The 16,714-nt window shown below is 67.7% G+C and carries 16 protein-coding genes; 4 read left to right on the forward strand and 12 right to left on the reverse strand.

The annotated features are described in order from the left end of the window. Positions 1-4 precede the first annotated feature (4 nt). Complete coding sequence (locus tag SK095_RS10830; protein WP_320546312.1) at positions 5-1,771, forward strand: ABC transporter ATP-binding protein/permease; 1,767 nt, start codon at positions 5-7, stop codon at positions 1,769-1,771. On the opposite strand, the gene SK095_RS10835 is transcribed toward SK095_RS10830, so the two are convergent. The 6 genes from SK095_RS10835 to ffh form a co-directional block, all read right to left on the reverse strand. Next, a complete protein-coding gene (locus tag SK095_RS10835) occupies positions 1,757-2,863 on the reverse strand; it encodes a glycoside hydrolase family 5 protein (protein ID WP_320546313.1) in 1,107 nt (368 codons plus the stop codon). The genes SK095_RS10830 and SK095_RS10835 overlap by 15 nt on opposite strands. A 151-nt stretch (positions 2,864-3,014) precedes the next feature. Further along, positions 3,015-3,371, reverse strand: a complete 357-nt coding sequence (rplS, locus tag SK095_RS10840; protein ID WP_136489777.1) for a 50S ribosomal protein L19 — start codon at positions 3,369-3,371, stop codon at positions 3,015-3,017. Positions 3,372-3,412: 41 nt separating this feature from the next. Next, positions 3,413-4,156 carry a tRNA (guanosine(37)-N1)-methyltransferase TrmD gene (trmD, locus tag SK095_RS10845; protein WP_320546314.1) on the reverse strand — a complete coding sequence of 248 codons (744 nt, stop codon included), beginning with the start codon at positions 4,154-4,156 and terminating at the stop codon, positions 3,413-3,415. A gap of 3 nt (positions 4,157-4,159) precedes the next feature. Continuing rightward, positions 4,160-4,696, reverse strand: a complete 537-nt coding sequence (gene rimM / locus SK095_RS10850) for a ribosome maturation factor RimM (RefSeq protein ID WP_136489799.1) — start codon at positions 4,694-4,696, stop codon at positions 4,160-4,162. Positions 4,697-4,706: 10 nt separating this feature from the next. Then, the gene (rpsP, locus tag SK095_RS10855; protein ID WP_136489775.1) at positions 4,707-4,955 is read right to left on the reverse strand and encodes a 30S ribosomal protein S16; all 249 of its coding nucleotides are present in this window, start codon (positions 4,953-4,955) and stop codon (positions 4,707-4,709) included. Positions 4,956-5,177: 222 nt separating this feature from the next. Further along, positions 5,178-6,551 (reverse strand): signal recognition particle protein, encoded by a 1,374-nt coding sequence (gene ffh / locus SK095_RS10860; protein ID WP_136489774.1) that lies wholly within the window; start codon positions 6,549-6,551, stop codon positions 5,178-5,180. 143 nt (positions 6,552-6,694) lie between these two features. Between ffh and SK095_RS10865 the strand changes: the two genes are divergently transcribed. Then, positions 6,695-7,492, forward strand: coding sequence for an inner membrane protein YpjD (locus SK095_RS10865; protein ID WP_136489773.1), 798 nt, complete (start codon positions 6,695-6,697; stop codon positions 7,490-7,492). 13 nt (positions 7,493-7,505) lie between these two features. Further along, complete coding sequence (locus tag SK095_RS10870) at positions 7,506-8,783, forward strand: HlyC/CorC family transporter (protein WP_136489772.1); 1,278 nt, start codon at positions 7,506-7,508, stop codon at positions 8,781-8,783. Positions 8,784-8,858: 75 nt separating this feature from the next. Here SK095_RS10870 and purT read toward each other — a convergent pair whose 3' ends face one another. The 4 genes from purT to SK095_RS10890 are packed head-to-tail and all read right to left on the reverse strand — an operon-like array spanning position 8,859 to position 11,399. Beyond that, positions 8,859-10,040 carry a formate-dependent phosphoribosylglycinamide formyltransferase gene (gene purT, locus SK095_RS10875; RefSeq protein ID WP_136489771.1) on the reverse strand — a complete coding sequence of 394 codons (1,182 nt, stop codon included), beginning with the start codon at positions 10,038-10,040 and terminating at the stop codon, positions 8,859-8,861. A gap of 11 nt (positions 10,041-10,051) precedes the next feature. Continuing rightward, entirely contained in the window at positions 10,052-10,252 is a 201-nt protein-coding gene (locus SK095_RS10880) for a DUF1289 domain-containing protein (RefSeq protein ID WP_136489770.1), read from the reverse strand. Continuing rightward, complete coding sequence (locus tag SK095_RS10885; protein ID WP_136489769.1) at positions 10,252-10,776, reverse strand: gamma carbonic anhydrase family protein; 525 nt, start codon at positions 10,774-10,776, stop codon at positions 10,252-10,254. Before SK095_RS10885 ends, SK095_RS10880 begins: the two co-directional genes overlap by 1 nt. A gap of 20 nt (positions 10,777-10,796) precedes the next feature. Then, entirely contained in the window at positions 10,797-11,399 is a 603-nt protein-coding gene (locus tag SK095_RS10890) for a CoA pyrophosphatase (RefSeq protein WP_136489768.1), read from the reverse strand. 261 nt (positions 11,400-11,660) lie between these two features. Between SK095_RS10890 and SK095_RS10895 the strand changes: the two genes are divergently transcribed. After that, on the forward strand, positions 11,661-12,167 hold the full coding sequence (locus SK095_RS10895; protein WP_320546315.1) for a L,D-transpeptidase family protein: 507 nt from the start codon (positions 11,661-11,663) through the stop codon (positions 12,165-12,167). Between the two features lie 64 nt (positions 12,168-12,231). On the opposite strand, the gene SK095_RS10900 is transcribed toward SK095_RS10895, so the two are convergent. Together SK095_RS10900 and purL are read right to left on the reverse strand one after the other, a co-directional pair. Continuing rightward, a complete protein-coding gene (locus tag SK095_RS10900; RefSeq protein WP_136489766.1) occupies positions 12,232-12,549 on the reverse strand; it encodes a YqfO family protein in 318 nt (105 codons plus the stop codon). Positions 12,550-12,788: 239 nt separating this feature from the next. Then, positions 12,789-16,685 (reverse strand): phosphoribosylformylglycinamidine synthase, encoded by a 3,897-nt coding sequence (purL, locus tag SK095_RS10905; protein WP_320546316.1) that lies wholly within the window; start codon positions 16,683-16,685, stop codon positions 12,789-12,791. Positions 16,686-16,714: the final 29 nt, after the last annotated feature.

The following is a 16,714-nucleotide window of genomic DNA, read 5'->3' on the forward strand; positions in this document are numbered from 1 at the left end:
CGCCATGGCACCGGCCAGCCCGCCCCCGCCCCGGCTGACCTGGCAGTTCCTGCGCCTGGCCGGCGCCTACTGGAACTGCGAGCGCCGCTGGACGGTGCGCGCGGCGGTGCTGCTGCTGGTGGCGCTGACCCAGGCGCAGGTGGGCCTGGCGATCTGGATCAGCTACTGGCATCGCGAGCTGTTCGACGTCCTCGAGGCGCGCTCGCTGCGCGATCTGGTCTGGCTGATCGCCACCTTCCTGCTGATCTTCGTGCTGACCATGCTGGTCACCGCCCTGCACCTGCACGTCAAGCGCTGGCTGCAACTGGACTGGCGGCGCTGGCTGACCGACCGCCTGCTCGACCAGTGGATGGCCCACGCCCGCCACTACCAGCTGCAGTTCACCAGCGGCGAGCACGACAACCCCGACGGGCGCATCGCCGAGGACATCCGCATCGCCACCGAGACGGCCATCGCCCTGGCGCTGTCGCTGCTCTATTCGCTGCTGATCCTCGGCAGCTTCATCGACATCCTCCTCGACGTCTCCGGCAGCCTGCCGATCCCCGGCACCTCCCTGGTGGTGCCCGGCTATCTGGTGCTGCTGGCCTTCCTGTATGCCGGCGGCGGCACCGTGTTCGGCCTGCTGCTGGGCCGGCCGCTGATCCGCGCTACCAACCGCCTGCAGACGGTGGAGGCCAACCTGCGCTTCGGCCTGGCCCGTGCCCGCGAGAACTCCGAGGCGATCGCCCTGATGCACGGCGAGGAGATCGAGCACCGCCAGGCCGATCGGCTGTTCGCCGACGTCGGCCAGGGCTGGAACCGCCAGACGCTCGGCTACCTGGGCATCGTCTCCTTCTCCACCGGCTACGGCACCCTGCTGCCGGTGTTCCCGATCCTGGTCGCCGCGCCGCAGTTCATCGCCGGGGGCATGACCCTGGGCGTGCTGATGCAGGCGGCGCAGGCCTTCCAGCGCCTGACCTCGGCGCTGTCCTGGCCGATCGACAACCTCGGCGAGCTGGCCAAGTGCCGCGCCTCGGTCGACCGGGTGGTGAGCCTGTACAACGACATGCTGCTGCTCGAGGAGCGCGCCGACAATCCGGTGGAGCACCGCATCGACCTGCGCCGCAGCCAGGGCGACACACTGACCCTGCGCAACCTCAGCCTGGCCAATCCGGACGGACGGGTGCTGCTGGAGCCTCTGGACCTGAGCATCCAGCGCGGCGAACGGGTGCTGATCAGCGGCGACCCGACGGTGACCATCGCCCTGTTCAAGGCAGTCGCCGGGCTGTGGCCCTGGGGCCATGGCGAAATCGAGCTGCCCGCCGGACAGAGCATCGTGTTCCTGCCGCAGCGGCCGTTCCTGCCCGACGGCACCCTGCAGGCGGCGCTCAGCTACCCGCACCCCGCCGGCCACTTCGGCCACGCGCAGATTCTCCACGCCCTGGACTGCGCCGGCATCCCCTGGCTGGCGCCGCGCCTGGAGGACAGCGACGACTGGGACCGCGTGCTGCCGCTGCGCGCCCAGCAGCGCATCGGCATCGCCCGCCTGCTGCTGCACCATCCGGCCTGGGTGTTCATCGAGGAGGCCACCGACGCCTTCGACGTGCAGGGCGAGGAATGCATGACCGAGGTGCTGCACCGCGAACTGCTCGGCTCGACGCTGCTGACCATCAGCTTCCACCGCACCCTGGAACACTTCTACACGCGCCGGTTGGTGCTCGACCGGCTGTGCGAAGACAAGTACCTGAGCTGCTCGCCGGAGCCGGCCCCCTGCGCCCTACGCGAACCCTGACGGCAGCCAGCCGCGCTCGACGCAGTCGCGGAAACACCAGGCCGGAGTGGTCTCGGTCTTGTAGCTCCAGAAGAACCAGCCCAGGTACTTCTCCCAGGTGGCCAGTTGGGCGGCGGCGTAGCCGCGGTAGGCCACATCCTCCTGGAAGGCGTCCATGTACTCCAGCGCGTGATTGAACGGCCCCTCGGCCCACAGCGAGACCACCCGGAGGTCCAGGCCCAGACTCCACTCGCCGCAGAAGGTCGGCAGGCCCAGCTCGGTGATGACGGCATCGGCCTCCTGCTTCCACTCGCCGGCGGCCTTGCGCAGGTGGCCGTAGATGTCCATGTCGATGTCGCCGCGCTCGAAGCACTGGTAGCGGTGGATGTCGAAGATCACGTTACGGAACTCCGGCCCCTGCATGAAGCCCAGATACTCGCGGAAATCGCGGAAACCGTCATGGAACACCACCGCCACCCGCTCGGCCGGGCAATGCTTGCGGATGCGCGCGTAGGCGGCCAGGTAGTAGGCCTTGAGGTAGTCGGTGGGCACGTCCCAGCGCGGTTCGTTGAGCGCTTCGATGGCGTGCAGCGCCGGATGGTCGCGATAGCGCTCGGCCAGGCGCTCCAGCACCGCCAGCGAATGCTCGAGGTATTCCGGGCGGGTGTGCCATTCGCAGACGTCCTTGATTCCGCCGTTGTCGAAACCGTTCTGACAGCCCGGGGCGGCATGCAGGTCGAGCACCACGCGCAGACCGAACTCCTGCGCCCAGTCCATGGCGCGGTCGAGCACCTCGATGCCGCCTTCGACGAAGGGATGGCGGTGCGCGCCGTAGCTCGGGTGCCAGGGATAGTCGGGGCCGAAGATCCAGTGGCCCAGCGGAATGCGCACGGCGTTCAGGCCATGGCCGGCGATCCAGGCGAAGTCGTCGCGGGTGACGAAGCTGTCCCAGTGCCGGCACAGGCGCTCGCCCGCAGCCTCGCCCAGTTCGGCGCACCAGGTGGTCTCGTCGGTGGCCGCCAGCCCTTCGAACAGACTCGGCACCATCCATTTCTCCAGCACCAGCCAGCTGCCCAGATTGACCCCGCGCAGCTTCATGCCTGCCTGCTTCATCGCCGTCTCCCCCGCGCCTGGCGCGTCCAGCCCACCTGACTGTCAGGCTAGCAGACGCCAGACGCAGCCGAGACCGCGCACCACTGCCCCAAATCGCGGACACAAAAAAAGCAGCCCAAGGGCTGCTTTTCTTGCTGCAGGGAAGCGGGTCTCAGACCAGCTTCTCCTTGATGCGAGCGGCCTTGCCGGACAGGTCGCGGAGGTAGTACAGCTTGGCCTTGCGCACGTCGCCGCGACGCTTGACGGTGATGCTGTCGACCAGCGGGCTGTAGGTCTGGAAGGTACGCTCGACGCCAAAGCCGCTGGAGATCTTGCGCACGGTGAAGGCGCTGTTCAGGCCGCGGTTACGCTTGCCGATCACCACGCCTTCGAAGGCCTGCAGACGCTGACGGTCGCCTTCCTTCACCTTCACTTGCACGATCACGGTGTCGCCGGGGGCGAACGCCGGGATCTCTTTGTTCATCTGTTCAGCTTCGATCTGCTGAATGATCGGGTTCTTGTTGCTCATGCTGTGCTCCATAGACAAGCCTGCGGCCTGCCATCGATACGTTAACTATCGTTCTGCTGGCGGATATATTCGTCCAGCAGCTTTTTCTCTTCTCCAGAAAGCGAGCGACTATCCAGAAGATCGGCACGTCGTTCCCAGGTACGTCCCAGGGACTGCTGCAAACGCCAGCGCCGGATGTGTTCGTGGTTGCCGCTGAGCAGCACCGGCGGAACACTTTTGCCCTCGTACACCTCGGGTCGGGTGTAGTGCGGACAGTCGAGCAGGCCGTCGGTAAACGAGTCCTCCTCGGCGGAATCGGCGTGTCCCAATGCTCCGGGCAACAGCCGCGTCACCGCATCGATCAGCACCATGGCCGGCAGCTCACCGCCGGACAGGACATAATCGCCGATCGACCATTCTTCATCCACGTGCGTCTCGATGAAACGCTCGTCGATGCCTTCGTAACGCCCGGCGATGAGGATCAGACGCTCCTCGTTCGCCAGTTCGCGGACCGCCGCCTGATCGAGACGACGCCCCTGCGGCGACAGGTAGATCACCTTGGCCGCACCGCCTGCAGCTTGCCTGGCATCGGCCAGGGCCCGCTCCAGCGGCTTTATCTTCATCACCATCCCCGGGCCACCGCCGAAGGGCCGATCGTCCACCGTCTGGTGGCGGTCCTCGGTGTAATCCCGCGGATTCCAGCATTGCAGCTGCAGGAGACCCTGCTTCACCGCACGGCTGGTGATGCCGTACTCGCTGATGGCGGCGAACATCTCGGGGAACAGGCTGAGAACGTCTACCCGCATGGGTCAGAAATCCGCATCCCAGTCCACCCGCAGCTCACCGGCAGCCAGATCGACCTTCTGCACGCATTGCTCCGTGTAGGGCAACAGGCGCTCGCGATCGTCCAGACTGCCCGCACAGGGCTTCACCACCAGCACGTCGTTGGCGCCGGTTTCCAGCAAGTGGTCGACCTTTCCGAGCAGTTGCCCGTCCTGATTGATGACCTTCAGACCTTCCAGCTGATACCAGTAGAACTCGTCCTCTTCCAGCGCCGGCAGCAAGCTGCGCGGTACACAGATGAGGAATCCGGCATAGCCGCGGGCCTCTTCGCGATCGTCGAGTCCCTTGATCTTGGCGGTCAGCACCTTGTTGTGCAGGCGCCCACTGGCCAGTTCGACCTGACGGACCTCGCCATCACGCTTGAGCGTCCAGTGGCGGTAGTCCAGCAGGTTATCCAGCGGATCGGTGTAGGAGTAGATCTTGACCTCACCGCGGATGCCGTACACCGAGACGATTTTGCCAAGGACGACCAGATCCTCGGCGGGTGCCGGCGAATTTTGCATCATCGAGCACTCAGGCCTGAGCAGCCGCTTCCTTGAGCAGCTGGGCAGCGCGCTCGGACGGCTGGGCGCCCTGGCTCAGCCAGTACTGGGCACGCTCGGCGTTCACGGAGAGACGCACTTCACCACCGGTGGCGACCGGGTTGAAGAAACCGATGCGCTCGACGAAACGGCCGTCACGGGCGGAGCGGCTGTTGGTCACGGTCAGGTGGTAGAAAGGGCGCTTCTTGGAGCCGCCACGAGCAAGACGGATGGTTACCATTGAACTTCGTTCCTGTAGTAGGTGCTTGCAAAAGCTGTATGCACACTAGGGCCCACGGCCCGAAAGGCCGCACATTTTAAGGATTATCCGGAGAAATGCAAAGCCATTTTGCGGCGCCCGCCATGGCGGGCACCGTTCCCGGGGTCTTCCTCATTGTCGCGCGCGGTCTTCGCCGCGCACTACGTCCGGCGGCATCGCCTGCGCGACGCCGCCGATCGATCCTCACATCTTCGGCATGCCGCCGCCCATCAGGCCGCTCATGCCGCGCATCATCTTGGCCATGCCGCCCTTGGCGGTGACCTTCTTCATCATCTTCTGCATCTGCTTGTGCTGCTTGATCAGCCGCCCGACATCCTGCACCTGGGTGCCGGAACCCAGGGCGATGCGGCGCTTGCGCGAGCCGCTGATCATTTCCGGGTCGCGCCGCTCGGCGGGGGTCATCGAGTTGATGATCGCCTCCATCTGGCGGAACTGCTTCTCCGCCGCCTGCTGGGCATTGCCCATCTGGCCGAGGTTGACGCCGCCGAGCATCGGCAGCTTGTCCATCAGGCTGCCGAGGCCGCCCATGTTCTTCATCTGCTGCAGCTGGTCGCGGAAGTCCTCGAGGTCGAAGCCCTTGCCCTTCTTCAGCTTCTGGGTGAGCTTGGCCGCCTTCTCGCGGTCCATGGTCTGCTCGGCCTGCTCGATCAGGCTGAGCACGTCGCCCATGCCGAGGATACGCGAGGCCACGCGGTCGGGATGGAACGGATCGAGCGCCTCGCTCTTCTCGCCCATGCCGAGGAACTTGATCGGCTTGCCGGTGATCGCGCGTACCGACAGCGCGGCGCCGCCACGGGCATCGCCGTCGACCTTGGTCAGCACCACGCCGGTCAGCGGCAGGGCGTCATTGAAGGCCTTGGCGGTGTTGGCCGCATCCTGACCGGTCATGGCGTCGACCACGAACAGGGTCTCGACCGGGTTGATCGCGGCGTGGACCTGCTGGATCTCCGCCATCATCTCGGCGTCGACGTGCAGACGGCCGGCGGTGTCGACGATCACCACGTCGATGAACTTCAGCCGGCCCTCGGCGATGGCCGCGCGGGCGATGTCCACCGGCTTCTGGCTCAGATCGGAGGGGAAGAAGGTTACCCCCACCTCATTGGCCAGGGTCTCCAGCTGCTTGATCGCCGCCGGGCGGTAGACGTCGGCGGACACCACCAGCACCGACTTCTTCTTGCGCTCCTTGAGGAAGCGCGCGAGCTTGCCGACCGTTGTGGTCTTGCCCGCGCCCTGCAGGCCGGCCATCAGGATCACCGCCGGCGGCGCGGCGTTGAGGCTCAGGTCCTCGTTGGCCGCGCCCATCAGCGCTTCCAGCTCGGCGCGGACGATCTTCACGAACGCCTGGCCCGGGGTCAGACTCTTCGACACCTCGGTGCCGACCGCACGCTCCTTGACCTTGTTGACGAAGTCCTTGACCACCGGCAGGGCGACGTCGGCCTCGAGCAGGGCCATGCGCACCTCGCGCAGGGTGTCCTTGATGTTGTCCTCGGTCAGCTTGGCGCGGCCGGTGACATTGCGCAGCGTCTGCGAGAGGCGGTCGGTCAAATTCTCGAACATGCACGTTCCTTTGAAGAGGGAGCTTGCGGCAGGCGGCGGATTATAGCCGAGTGCGACGACCACCGACACCGTCCCCCAGGCTTTCGTGGATAGCCGGTTCTGTGCCAAACTCGGCAACTTCGAGGCTTCCCCCACAAGGACTTATGACGCCTTTGCTGCCCAGCCTGGCGGCGGCCGGCCTGTACGCCGGCGCGGCCCTGTACCAGGCCCTGCTGCTCTCCCGCCGCGCGGTGCCGGACAAGCGCCTGCTCGGCCTGCTCGGTGCGCTGGCCCTGCTGGCCCACGCATTCGGCCTGCGCCTGCTGCTGCTCGACAACGGCGCCCTGCTGCTCGATTTCTTCAACGCCGCCAGCCTGCTGGCCGCCGCGGTGATCGCCCTGACCCTGCTGGCCAGCCTGCGCATCCCGGTGGAGAACCTGCTGGTGCTGCTGTTCCCGCTCGGCAGCCTGACCGCCCTGCTGGCACTGCTGCCCGGCGGCACCACCCGGCCGATCGTCGAGGCGCCCGGCATCCTCGCCCACATCCTGCTGTCGATCCTCGCCTACGGCCTGTTCACCATCGCCGTGGTGCAGGCCCTGCTCCTGCTGCTGCAGAACCACCAGCTCAAGCACAAGCACCCCTCGGGGATCATCCGCAACTTCCCGCCGCTGCAGACCATGGAGAGCCTGCTGTTCGGCTTCCTGTGGGGCGGCTGGAGCCTGCTGTCGCTGTCGCTGCTGTCCGGCTGGCTGTTCCTCGACGACCTGTTCGCCCAGCACCTGGTACACAAGACCCTGCTCGCCTGCCTGGCCTGGGTGGTGTTCGGCGTACTGCTGTGGGGCCGCCACCAGCTCGGCTGGCGCGGCGGCAAGGCGATCCGTTGGACCCTGGCCGGCTTCCTGCTGCTGATGCTGGCCTACTTCGGCAGCAAGCTGGTCCGCGAATTCATCCTGCACATCTAGGACTGCCGACGCCGTGGGCGATCTCCATTCGGGTTTGTTGTTCGGACTGCTGGTATTCCTGATCGCCTGCTCGGCGTTCTTCTCCAGCTCCGAGACCGGCATGCTCAGCCTCAACCGCTACCGCCTGCGCCACCTGGCGCGCGAGGGGCACAAGGGCGCCCGGCGCGCCAGCGAGCTGCTCAGCCGCCCCGACCGCCTGCTCGGCACCATCCTGGTCGGCAACAACGTGGTCAACATCCTCGCCGCCTCCATCGCCACGGTGATCGCCGTGGACCTGTGGGGCGAGGCCGGCATCGCCATCTCCACCGTGGTGCTGACCATCGTCATCCTGATCTTCGGCGAGATCACCCCCAAGACCCTGGCCGCCCTGCGCCCGGAACAGGTCGCCTACCCGGCCAGCCGCGTGCTGCTGCTGCTGATGCGCCTGCTCCACCCGCTGGTGTGGGTCACCGGCGCGATCAGCAATGGCCTGCTGCGCCTGCTCGGCATCGACCCGGCACAGCACCGCCAGGAAGGCCTGTCCGCCGAGGAGCTGCGCAGCGTGGTGCGCGAGGCCGGCGGCGGCCTGCCGCTCGACCGGCAGAACATGCTGCTGGGCATCCTCGACCTGGAGCGGGTCTCGGTCAACGACATCATGATCCCGCGCAACGAGGTCATCGGCATCGATCTCGAGGAGGACATCGGGCAGATCGTCGCCCAGCTGCGCAGCACCAGCCACACCCGCCTGCCGGTGTACCGCCACGACCTCAACCAGGTCGAGGGGGTGATCCACATGCGCCGCATCGCCCGCCTGCTGACCCACAGCCAGCTGACCCACGAGGCGCTGCGCAGCGCCTGCGTGGAGCCCTACTTCGTGCCGGAAAACACCCCGCTGTCGACCCAGCTGATCAACTTCCAGAAGTTCAAGCGGCGCATGGGCATGGTGGTCGACGAGTACGGCGAGGTGATCGGCCTGGTCACCCTCGAGGACATCCTCGAGGAGATCGTCGGTGAGTTCACCACCCAGCCCGGCCTGCGCGAGCCGTCCGTCCACCCCCAGGACGACGGCAGCTTCGTGGTCGACGGCAGCGCCAACATCCGCGAGGTCAACCGCGAACTGGGCTGGCACCTGCCCTGCGACGGCCCGCGCACCATCAACGGCCTGGTCACCGAGGCGCTGGAAACCATCCCCGACAGCAGCGTATGCCTGAAGATCGGCCCCTATCGCCTGGAGATCCTCCAGGCCGAGGAAAACCGCGTGAAGCGCGTACGCGCCTGGCGGGCCGAGCCCGGCCGGCACGAGGACGAATGAGCCGTCGCCGTCCCACAGATCAAAAGAAAGGCCGGCACCCGCGAGGGTGGCCGGCCTTTTCGCTGCCCGGGCCGCTTACAGCTCGACAGTGACCGCCTGCGCCGCGCGCAGCGCCTTGGCGCGCGCCGCCTCGATCGACTCGTCGCGCGCCAGCGCCACGCCCATGCGCCGCTGGCCGCTGACTTCCGGCTTGCCGAACAGGCGCAGCGCGGTATCCGCCTCGGCCAGCGCGGCGCCGAGGTTGCCGAAGGCGACCTGCTGCGACTCGCCCTCGACCAGGATCACCGCCGAGGCCGAAGGGCCGAACTGGCGGATCGCCGGGATCGGCAGGCCGAGGATGGCCCGCGCGTGCAGGGCGAACTCGGAGAGGTCCTGGGAGATCAGCGTCACCAGGCCGGTGTCGTGCGGGCGCGGCGACACCTCGCTGAACCACACCTGGTCGCCCTTGATGAACAGCTCGACGCCGAACAGGCCGCGGCCGCCGAGGGCCTCGGTCACCGCACGGGCGATGCGTTCGGACTCGGCCAGCGCAGCAGGACTCATCGCCTGCGGCTGCCAGGACTCCTGGTAGTCGCCCTTCTCCTGGCGGTGGCCGACCGGCGCGCAGAAGGTGGTGCCGCCGATGTGGCGCACGGTGAGCAGGGTGATCTCGTAGTCGAAGTCGATGAAGCCCTCGACGATCACCCGGCCCTTGCCGGCGCGGCCGCCTTCCTGGGCGTAGTCCCAGGCCTTGCGCACGTCGTCCGCACCGCGCAGCAGGCTCTGACCCTTGCCGGAAGAGCTCATGATCGGCTTGACCACGCAGGGGAAGCCCAGCTCGGCGACCGCCGCGGCGTAGTCCTCGAAGCTGTCGGCGAAGCGGTACGGCGAGGTCGGCAGGCCCAGCTCCTCGGCGGCCAGGCGGCGGATGCCCTCTCGGTTCATGGTCAGCTTCGCCGCGCGCGCGGTGGGCACCACGGTGAAGCCCTCGGCCTCCAGCTCGACCAGGGTATCGGTGGCGATGGCCTCGATCTCGGGGACGATGTAGTGCGGCTGCTCCTGCTCGATCACCGCGCGCAGCGCGGCGCCGTCGAGCATGCTGATCACGTGGCTGCGGTGCGCCACCTGCATGGCCGGAGCGTTGGCGTAGCGGTCGACGGCGATCACCTCGCAGCCCAGGCGCTGCAGCTCGATGACGACTTCCTTGCCCAGCTCGCCAGAGCCGCACAGCAGTACACGGGTCGCGCTCGGCGACAGCGGGGTTCCGATCATGGTCACTAAGGCTTTCCTCAGAGGGGGGTCAACAGTCCTGCGGCCAGGGCGCGCTCGCGGCAGCGCGCGAGCACGGCACGGCGCTCGGCGTTGTCCATGCGGCCCCAGCGGGTGATTTCGTCGCCGCTGCGCTGGCAGCCGACGCAGAGGTCGTTGTCGTCCAGCGCGCAGACGTACACGCAGGGCGAGGCGACCGGCTTGTCCTGCAGCTCGACCATCAGTCGTCCTGCTCGGCCAGTTCGCGGGCGTAGCGGCGGGCGTTGTCGACGTAGTGGGCGGCGTTGGCCTGCAGTCCGCGGATCTGTTCCTCGCTCAGCTGGCGCACCACCCTGCCCGGCACGCCCATCACCAGGCTGCCGTCGGGAATCTCCTTGCCCTCGGGGATCAGCGCGCCGGCGCCGATCAGGCAGTTGCGGCCGATCCTGGCGCCGTTGAGCACCACGGCGCCGATGCCGACCAGGCTGTGGTCACCGATGGTGCAGCCATGCAGGGTGACCTTGTGGCCGATGGTCACGCCCTTGCCGATGGTCAGCGGCCAGCCCATGTCGGTGTGCAGCACGCTGCCGTCCTGCACGTTGCTGTCTTCGCCGACGTGGATCAGCTCGTTGTCGCCGCGCAGCACGGCGCCGAACCACACGCTGGCACCGGCATCCAGGCGCACCTTGCCGACCAGGCTGGCGCCGGGGGCCACCCAGCTGTCGGGATGGGCTTCAACTCGGGCATCGCCCAGGCGGTATTTCATCGGCAGCCTCCTCGGCACGCTCAACGGTAATGAATGTAGTGGGGCGGCGGCTCGCGCAGCTGGATGCCGGCGTCGTACACCAGGTTGACCAGCTCGACCACCATGATCGCGGTCAGTCCCCAGATCTTGAAGCCGGCGTAGCGGTAGCTCGGCACGTACCAGCTGTGGCCGAGGTAGTCGATGCGGTGGGTGATCTCGCGCGGGTCCTCGCGGAAGAACTCCAGTGGCACGCTGAACACCGCATCGATCTCGTCGCGATTGGCCTGGAAGTCGACATGGTCGGGAATGAAGCCGACGTAGGGAACGACCTTGATGCCGTGACGGGAGATCTGCGTGCTCAGCGGGCCGACCACCTCCACCAGTCCCGGCGCCAGCCCCACCTCCTCGTGCGCCTCGCGCAGGGCGGTGAACACCAGCGACTCGTCGTCCGGGTCGCGGCGCCCGCCGGGAAAGGCCACCTCGCCGCCATGGGTCGACAAGCCGCTGGCGCGCAGGGTCAGTACCAGTTGCGGCTCGGCGCTGCGGGTGACCGGCACCAGCACCGCCGCCTCAGGAAAGTCGCGGTCACTGGGCAGGGAACCCGGCGTGTGGGCCTGTACGCGTTGGCGCAGCACGTCCAGCATGGAGCACTCTCGTCATGGGAAATGCATGAATCATGGCATGAAAGACGCAACACGCCCAAGCCCTCGCCGCCGGCGCCGACCAGCCGCCGCTGAGCACCCTTCCCCCACCCCCGCCACTGGCCTAAAATTCACCCATCGCCACAGCCGGCAGCAGTCCGGCCTCCCCGTGGTACAGCGCGACCAATCAGCCCCCGTGGCGCGCTGCATGAACAACCGGCCGCCGGGCTGACGGCCACCCTGGTTTGCACTGGAATGCCTTTCATGCGCTGGTTGATCGTACTCTGCAGTTTCCTCTTCGCCTCCCAGGCCCTGGCGATGAGCACCCCGGGCCTGGACTCGAACACCAAGGTCGACAAGGTGCTGGTGGTCAAGTCCGAGCGCAAGCTGCACCTGCTCAGCCGCGGCGAGATCCTCAAGAGCTATCGCGTCTCGCTGGGCAAGCGCCCGGATGGCCCCAAGCGCTACCAGGGCGACAAGCGCACCCCCGAAGGCTTCTACTGGATCGACTGGCGCAAGCCCAGCGACAAGTACAACCTGTCCATGCACATCTCCTACCCCAACGCACAGGATCGCCAGCACGCCGAGCAGAAGGGCCTGCCGCCGGGCGACATGATCATGATCCACGGCACGCCACTGGACGAGGAGTACCCCGAGTGGTACTTCCACACCCTCGACTGGACCGAAGGCTGCATCGCCCTGCGCAACCGCGACATGCGCGAGGTGTGGAGCCTGGTCAAGGACGGCACGCTGATCGAAATCCGCCCCTGATCCGCGGAAACGAAAAAGGCGCCGGCATCGAGGGATGCGGCGCCTTTTTCATGCCTCCGGCGGATCAGAACACCATGTCCGACAGCCGCCAGACGTCGAAGGCCGGCGTCTCGTAGGGATGGCTCTGCTTGAGAGCCTTGACCGCGGCATGGATCAGCTCGTCCGCCACCACCATTTCCACCTTCCATTCCGCCACCCTGGCCAACTCGCCCTGGGCTCCCTCGTAGGGCTGGCTGCCCGGCAGCGGATGGAACTGGCCCTGACCGAGGGTCTGCCAGCAGCAGCTGTCGTAGCTGCCGATACGTCCGGCGCCGGTGGCGAAGATCGCGGCCTTGACCGCATCGAGGTGGGATTCGGGAACGAAGAAGCAGAGTTTGTACATCCAGAGGACTCCGGGGCGAAGAGGGTTACGGCGGTAGTGGCCCTTGGCCACCGATCGTGCCACGACCCCATGACGGCCGTGCACTTCGTCCCTGACATCTCGGCGAAATTAACGGCCCGTCCACAGCAAATCCGTGAACGGGAGCACGCTCCACGCAGAAAAAGGGCGCCCTCCGAAGGCGCCCCGACGAACTCCACCTCCCCTGCACCTGCCAAGGCAGGCGCAGGGGCGCAGCCGGGTCAGTCGACCCAGACCCGCGCGTTGCGGAACATGCGCATCCAGCCGGCGTCTTCCTGCCACTCGTCCGGACGCCAGGAGTTCTGCACGGCGCGGAACACCCGCTCCGGGTGCGGCATCATGATGGTGACGCGACCGTCGCGAGTGGTCAGGCCGGTGATGCCGCGCGGCGAACCGTTAGGGTTGGCCGGGTAGCTCTCGGTGACCTTGCCGTGGTTGTCGACGTAGCGCAGCGCCACGAAGCCGGACAGGTCAGTCTGCAGCAGGGCTTCCTCGCTGGCGAACTCGGCGTGGCCCTCGCCGTGGGCGATGGCGATCGGCAGGCGCGAGCCGGCCATGCCGCGCAGGAAGATCGACGGCGACTCCTGCACCTGGACCATGGCCACCCGTGCCTCGAACTGCTCGGAACGGTTGCGCACGAAGCGCGGCCAGTGCTCGCTGCCGGGGATCAGCTCGACCAGGTTGGAGAGCATCTGGCAGCCGTTGCACACGCCGAGGGCGAAGCTGTCCTTGCGCGCGAAGAAGGCGCTGAAGTTGTCGCGGGCACGGGCGTTGAACAGCACCGACTTGGCCCAGCCGCCACCGGCGCCGAGCACGTCGCCGTAGGAGAAGCCGCCGCAGGCCACCAGGCCCTTGAAGTCCTCCAGGCTGACGCGGCCGGCGATGATGTCGCTCATGTGCACGTCGACCACGGCGAACCCGGCGCGGTGGAAGGCGGCCGCCATCTCGGTCTGGCCGTTGACGCCCTGCTCGCGCAGGATCGCCATGCGCGGGCGCACGCCGGTGTTGATGTAGGGCGCGGCGACGTTGTCGTTGACGTCGAAGCTGAGCTTGGCCGACAGGCCCGGGTTGCTCTCGTCGAGCAGCAGGTCGTACTCCTGCTCGGCGCACTGGGCGTTGTCGCGCAGGCGCTGGATGCGGTAGCTGGTCTCGCTCCAGATGCGCTGCAGGATGCGCCGCTCGGCGTGGTAGACGATCTCGCCGCCCAGGTTCAGGCGGATGTCGCCACCGGCGACCGGACGGCCGATGACCTGTACGCAGTCGGCCAGACCGGCGGCGGCGAAGCGGGCGAGTACCTCGGCGGAATCGGCGGCACGCACCTGGACCACCGCGCCCAGCTCTTCGCTGAACAGCGCGGCGCCCAGCGCCTCGCGGCTGGCGGCGATGGCGTCGAGCTGCAGGTCGAGGCCGCAGTGGCCGGCGAAGGCCATCTCGGTGACGGTGGCCAGCAGGCCGCCGTCGGAGCGGTCGTGATAGGCCAGCAGCTTGCCGTCGGCGTTCAGCGCCTGCACGGTATCGAAGAACGCCTTGAGGTCGGCGGCGCTGTCGACGTCCGGCGCCTGGCGACCGATCCGGCTGTACACCTGGGCGATGATCGAGCCACCGAGGCGGTTCTGGCCGCGGCCGAGGTCGACCAGCAGCAGCTCGGTCTCGCCCTTGTCCAGGCGCAGCTGCGGGGTCAGGGTCAGGCGGATGTCCTGCACCGGAGCGAAGCCGGAAACGATCAGCGACATCGGCGCGGTGACGCTCTTGTCCTCGCCCGCGTCCTGCCAGCGGGTCTTCATGGACATGGAGTCCTTGCCCACCGGGATGGTGATGCCCAGCGCCGGGCACAGCTCCATGCCCACCGCCTTGACGGTGTCGTACAGGCGGGCGTCCTCGCCCGGGTGGCCGGCGGCGGCCATCCAGTTGGCCGACAGCTTGACGTCGGAGATCTTGCCGATGCGCGCGGCGGCCAGATTGGTGAGGGTCTCGCCGATCGCCATGCGGCCCGAGGCCGGAGCGTCGAGCAGGGCCAGCGGGGTGCGCTCGCCCATGGCCATGGCTTCGCCGGTGTAGACGTCGAAGGCGGTGGCGGTGACGGCGCAGTCGGCCACCGGCACCTGCCACGGACCGACGAACTGGTCGCGGGCCACCAGGCCGGTGATCGAGCGGTCGCCGATGGTGATCAGGAAGCTCTTGGAGGCGACGGCCGGGTGGCGCAGAACGCGCTCGACCGCATCATCCAGCTCGAGGCCGGCGGTGGAGAAGTCGTCGCCCAGCTCGGCCTCGCGGCTCACCGAGCGGTGCATGCGCGGCGGCTTGCCGAGCAGCACCTCGAGCGGCATGTCCACCGGGTTGTTGCCGAAGTGCTCGTCGTGGACGGTCAGCTGGCGCTCCTCGGTGGCCTCGCCGACCACCGCGAACGGGCAGCGCTCGCGCTCGCAGATGGCCTTGAAGGTCTCCAGGTCGGCGGCGTCGACGGAGAGGACGTAGCGTTCCTGCGACTCGTTGCACCAGATTTCCAGCGGGCTCATGCCCGGCTCGTCGTTGGGCACGTTGCGCAGCTCGAAGCGGCCGCCGCGGCCGGCGTCGTTGATCAGCTCCGGCAGGGCGTTGGACAGGCCACCGGCGCCGACGTCGTGGATGAACTTGATCGGGTTCTTGTCGCCCATCTGCCAGCAGCGGTCGATGACCTCCTGGCAGCGACGTTCCATTTCCGGGTTCTCGCGCTGCACCGAGGCGAAGTCCAGATCGGCCGAGCTGGCGCCGGTGGCCATCGACGAAGCGGCGCCGCCGCCCAGGCCGATCAGCATGGCCGGGCCGCCGAGCACGATCAGCTTGCCGCCGACCGAGATCTCGCCCTTCTGCACGTGCTCCTCGCGGATGTTGCCGAGGCCGCCGGCCAGCATGATCGGCTTGTGGTAGCCGCGCACCTCTTCACCGCGCGGGGTGTCGATGCTCTGCTCGAAGGTGCGGAAATAGCCGGTCAGGTTGGGACGGCCGAACTCGTTGTTGAACGCGGCGCCGCCCAGCGGGCCCTCGATCATGATGTCCAGCGCGCTGACGATGCGCTCGGGCTTGCCGTAGGGCTTCTCCCAGGGCTGCTCGAAGCCGGGGATCTGCAGGTTGGAGACGGTGAAGCCGACCAGGCCGGCCTTGGGCTTGGAACCGCGACCGGTGGCGCCCTCGTCACGGATCTCGCCGCCGGAGCCGGTGGAGGCGCCGGGGAACGGGGCGATGGCGGTCGGGTGGTTGTGGGTCTCCACCTTCATCAGGATGTGCACCGGCTCCTGATGGGCGGCGTACTCGTGGCTGTCCGGCTGCGGGAAGAAGCGCCCGGCGGTGAAGCCCTCGATCACCGAGGCGTTGTCCTTGTAGGCGGACAGCACGCCTTCGCGGTGCATCTCGTAGGTGTTCTTGATCATGCCGAACAGCGACTTCTCCTGGCTCTCGCCGTCGATGTCCCAGCTGGCGTTGAAGATCTTGTGGCGGCAGTGCTCGGAGTTGGCCTGGGCGAACATCATCAGCTCGATGTCGTGGGGGTTGCGCCCCAGATCATTGAAGCTCTTCACCAGGTAGTCGATCTCGTCCTCGGCCAGGGCCAGGCCCAGCTGGACGTTGGCGGCCTCGAGGGCGGCGCGACCGCCGCCGAGCACGTCGACCACGGTCAGCGGCTTGGGCTGGGCGTGGCTGAACAGCGCCTCAGCCTCCTCCAGGCGGCCCAGCACCAGCTGGGTCATGCGGTCGTGCAGCGCGCTGGCGACGGCCGCGGCGTCGGCCTCGCTCAGCTCGCCGGCCACGTAGTAGGCGATGCCGCGCTCCAGGCGCTGGATCTTGCCCAGGCCGCAGTTGTGGGCGATGTCGGTGGCCTTGCTCGACCACGGCGAGATGGTGCCGAAACGCGGCACCACCAGGAACAGGCGGCCGCTGGGCTCCTGCACCGGGACGCTCGGGCCGTACTGCAGCAGGCGCGCCAGCACCTGTTCCTCGTTGCCGTCCAGTGCGCTGGACACTTCGGCGAAATGGGCGAACTCGGCGTACAGGCCGGCGACCGCCGGCACTTTCTGGGTCAGTTGCTCGAGCAGTTTGCCGTGACGGAAGGCAGAAAGGGCGGGGGTGCCGCGCAGGATCAGCATTGTCGGAACAGCCTCTTGGGCAAGGAGTG

Source organism: Pseudomonas sp. AN-1 (genome assembly GCF_034057115.1).
Taxonomy (GTDB): domain Bacteria; phylum Pseudomonadota; class Gammaproteobacteria; order Pseudomonadales; family Pseudomonadaceae; genus Geopseudomonas.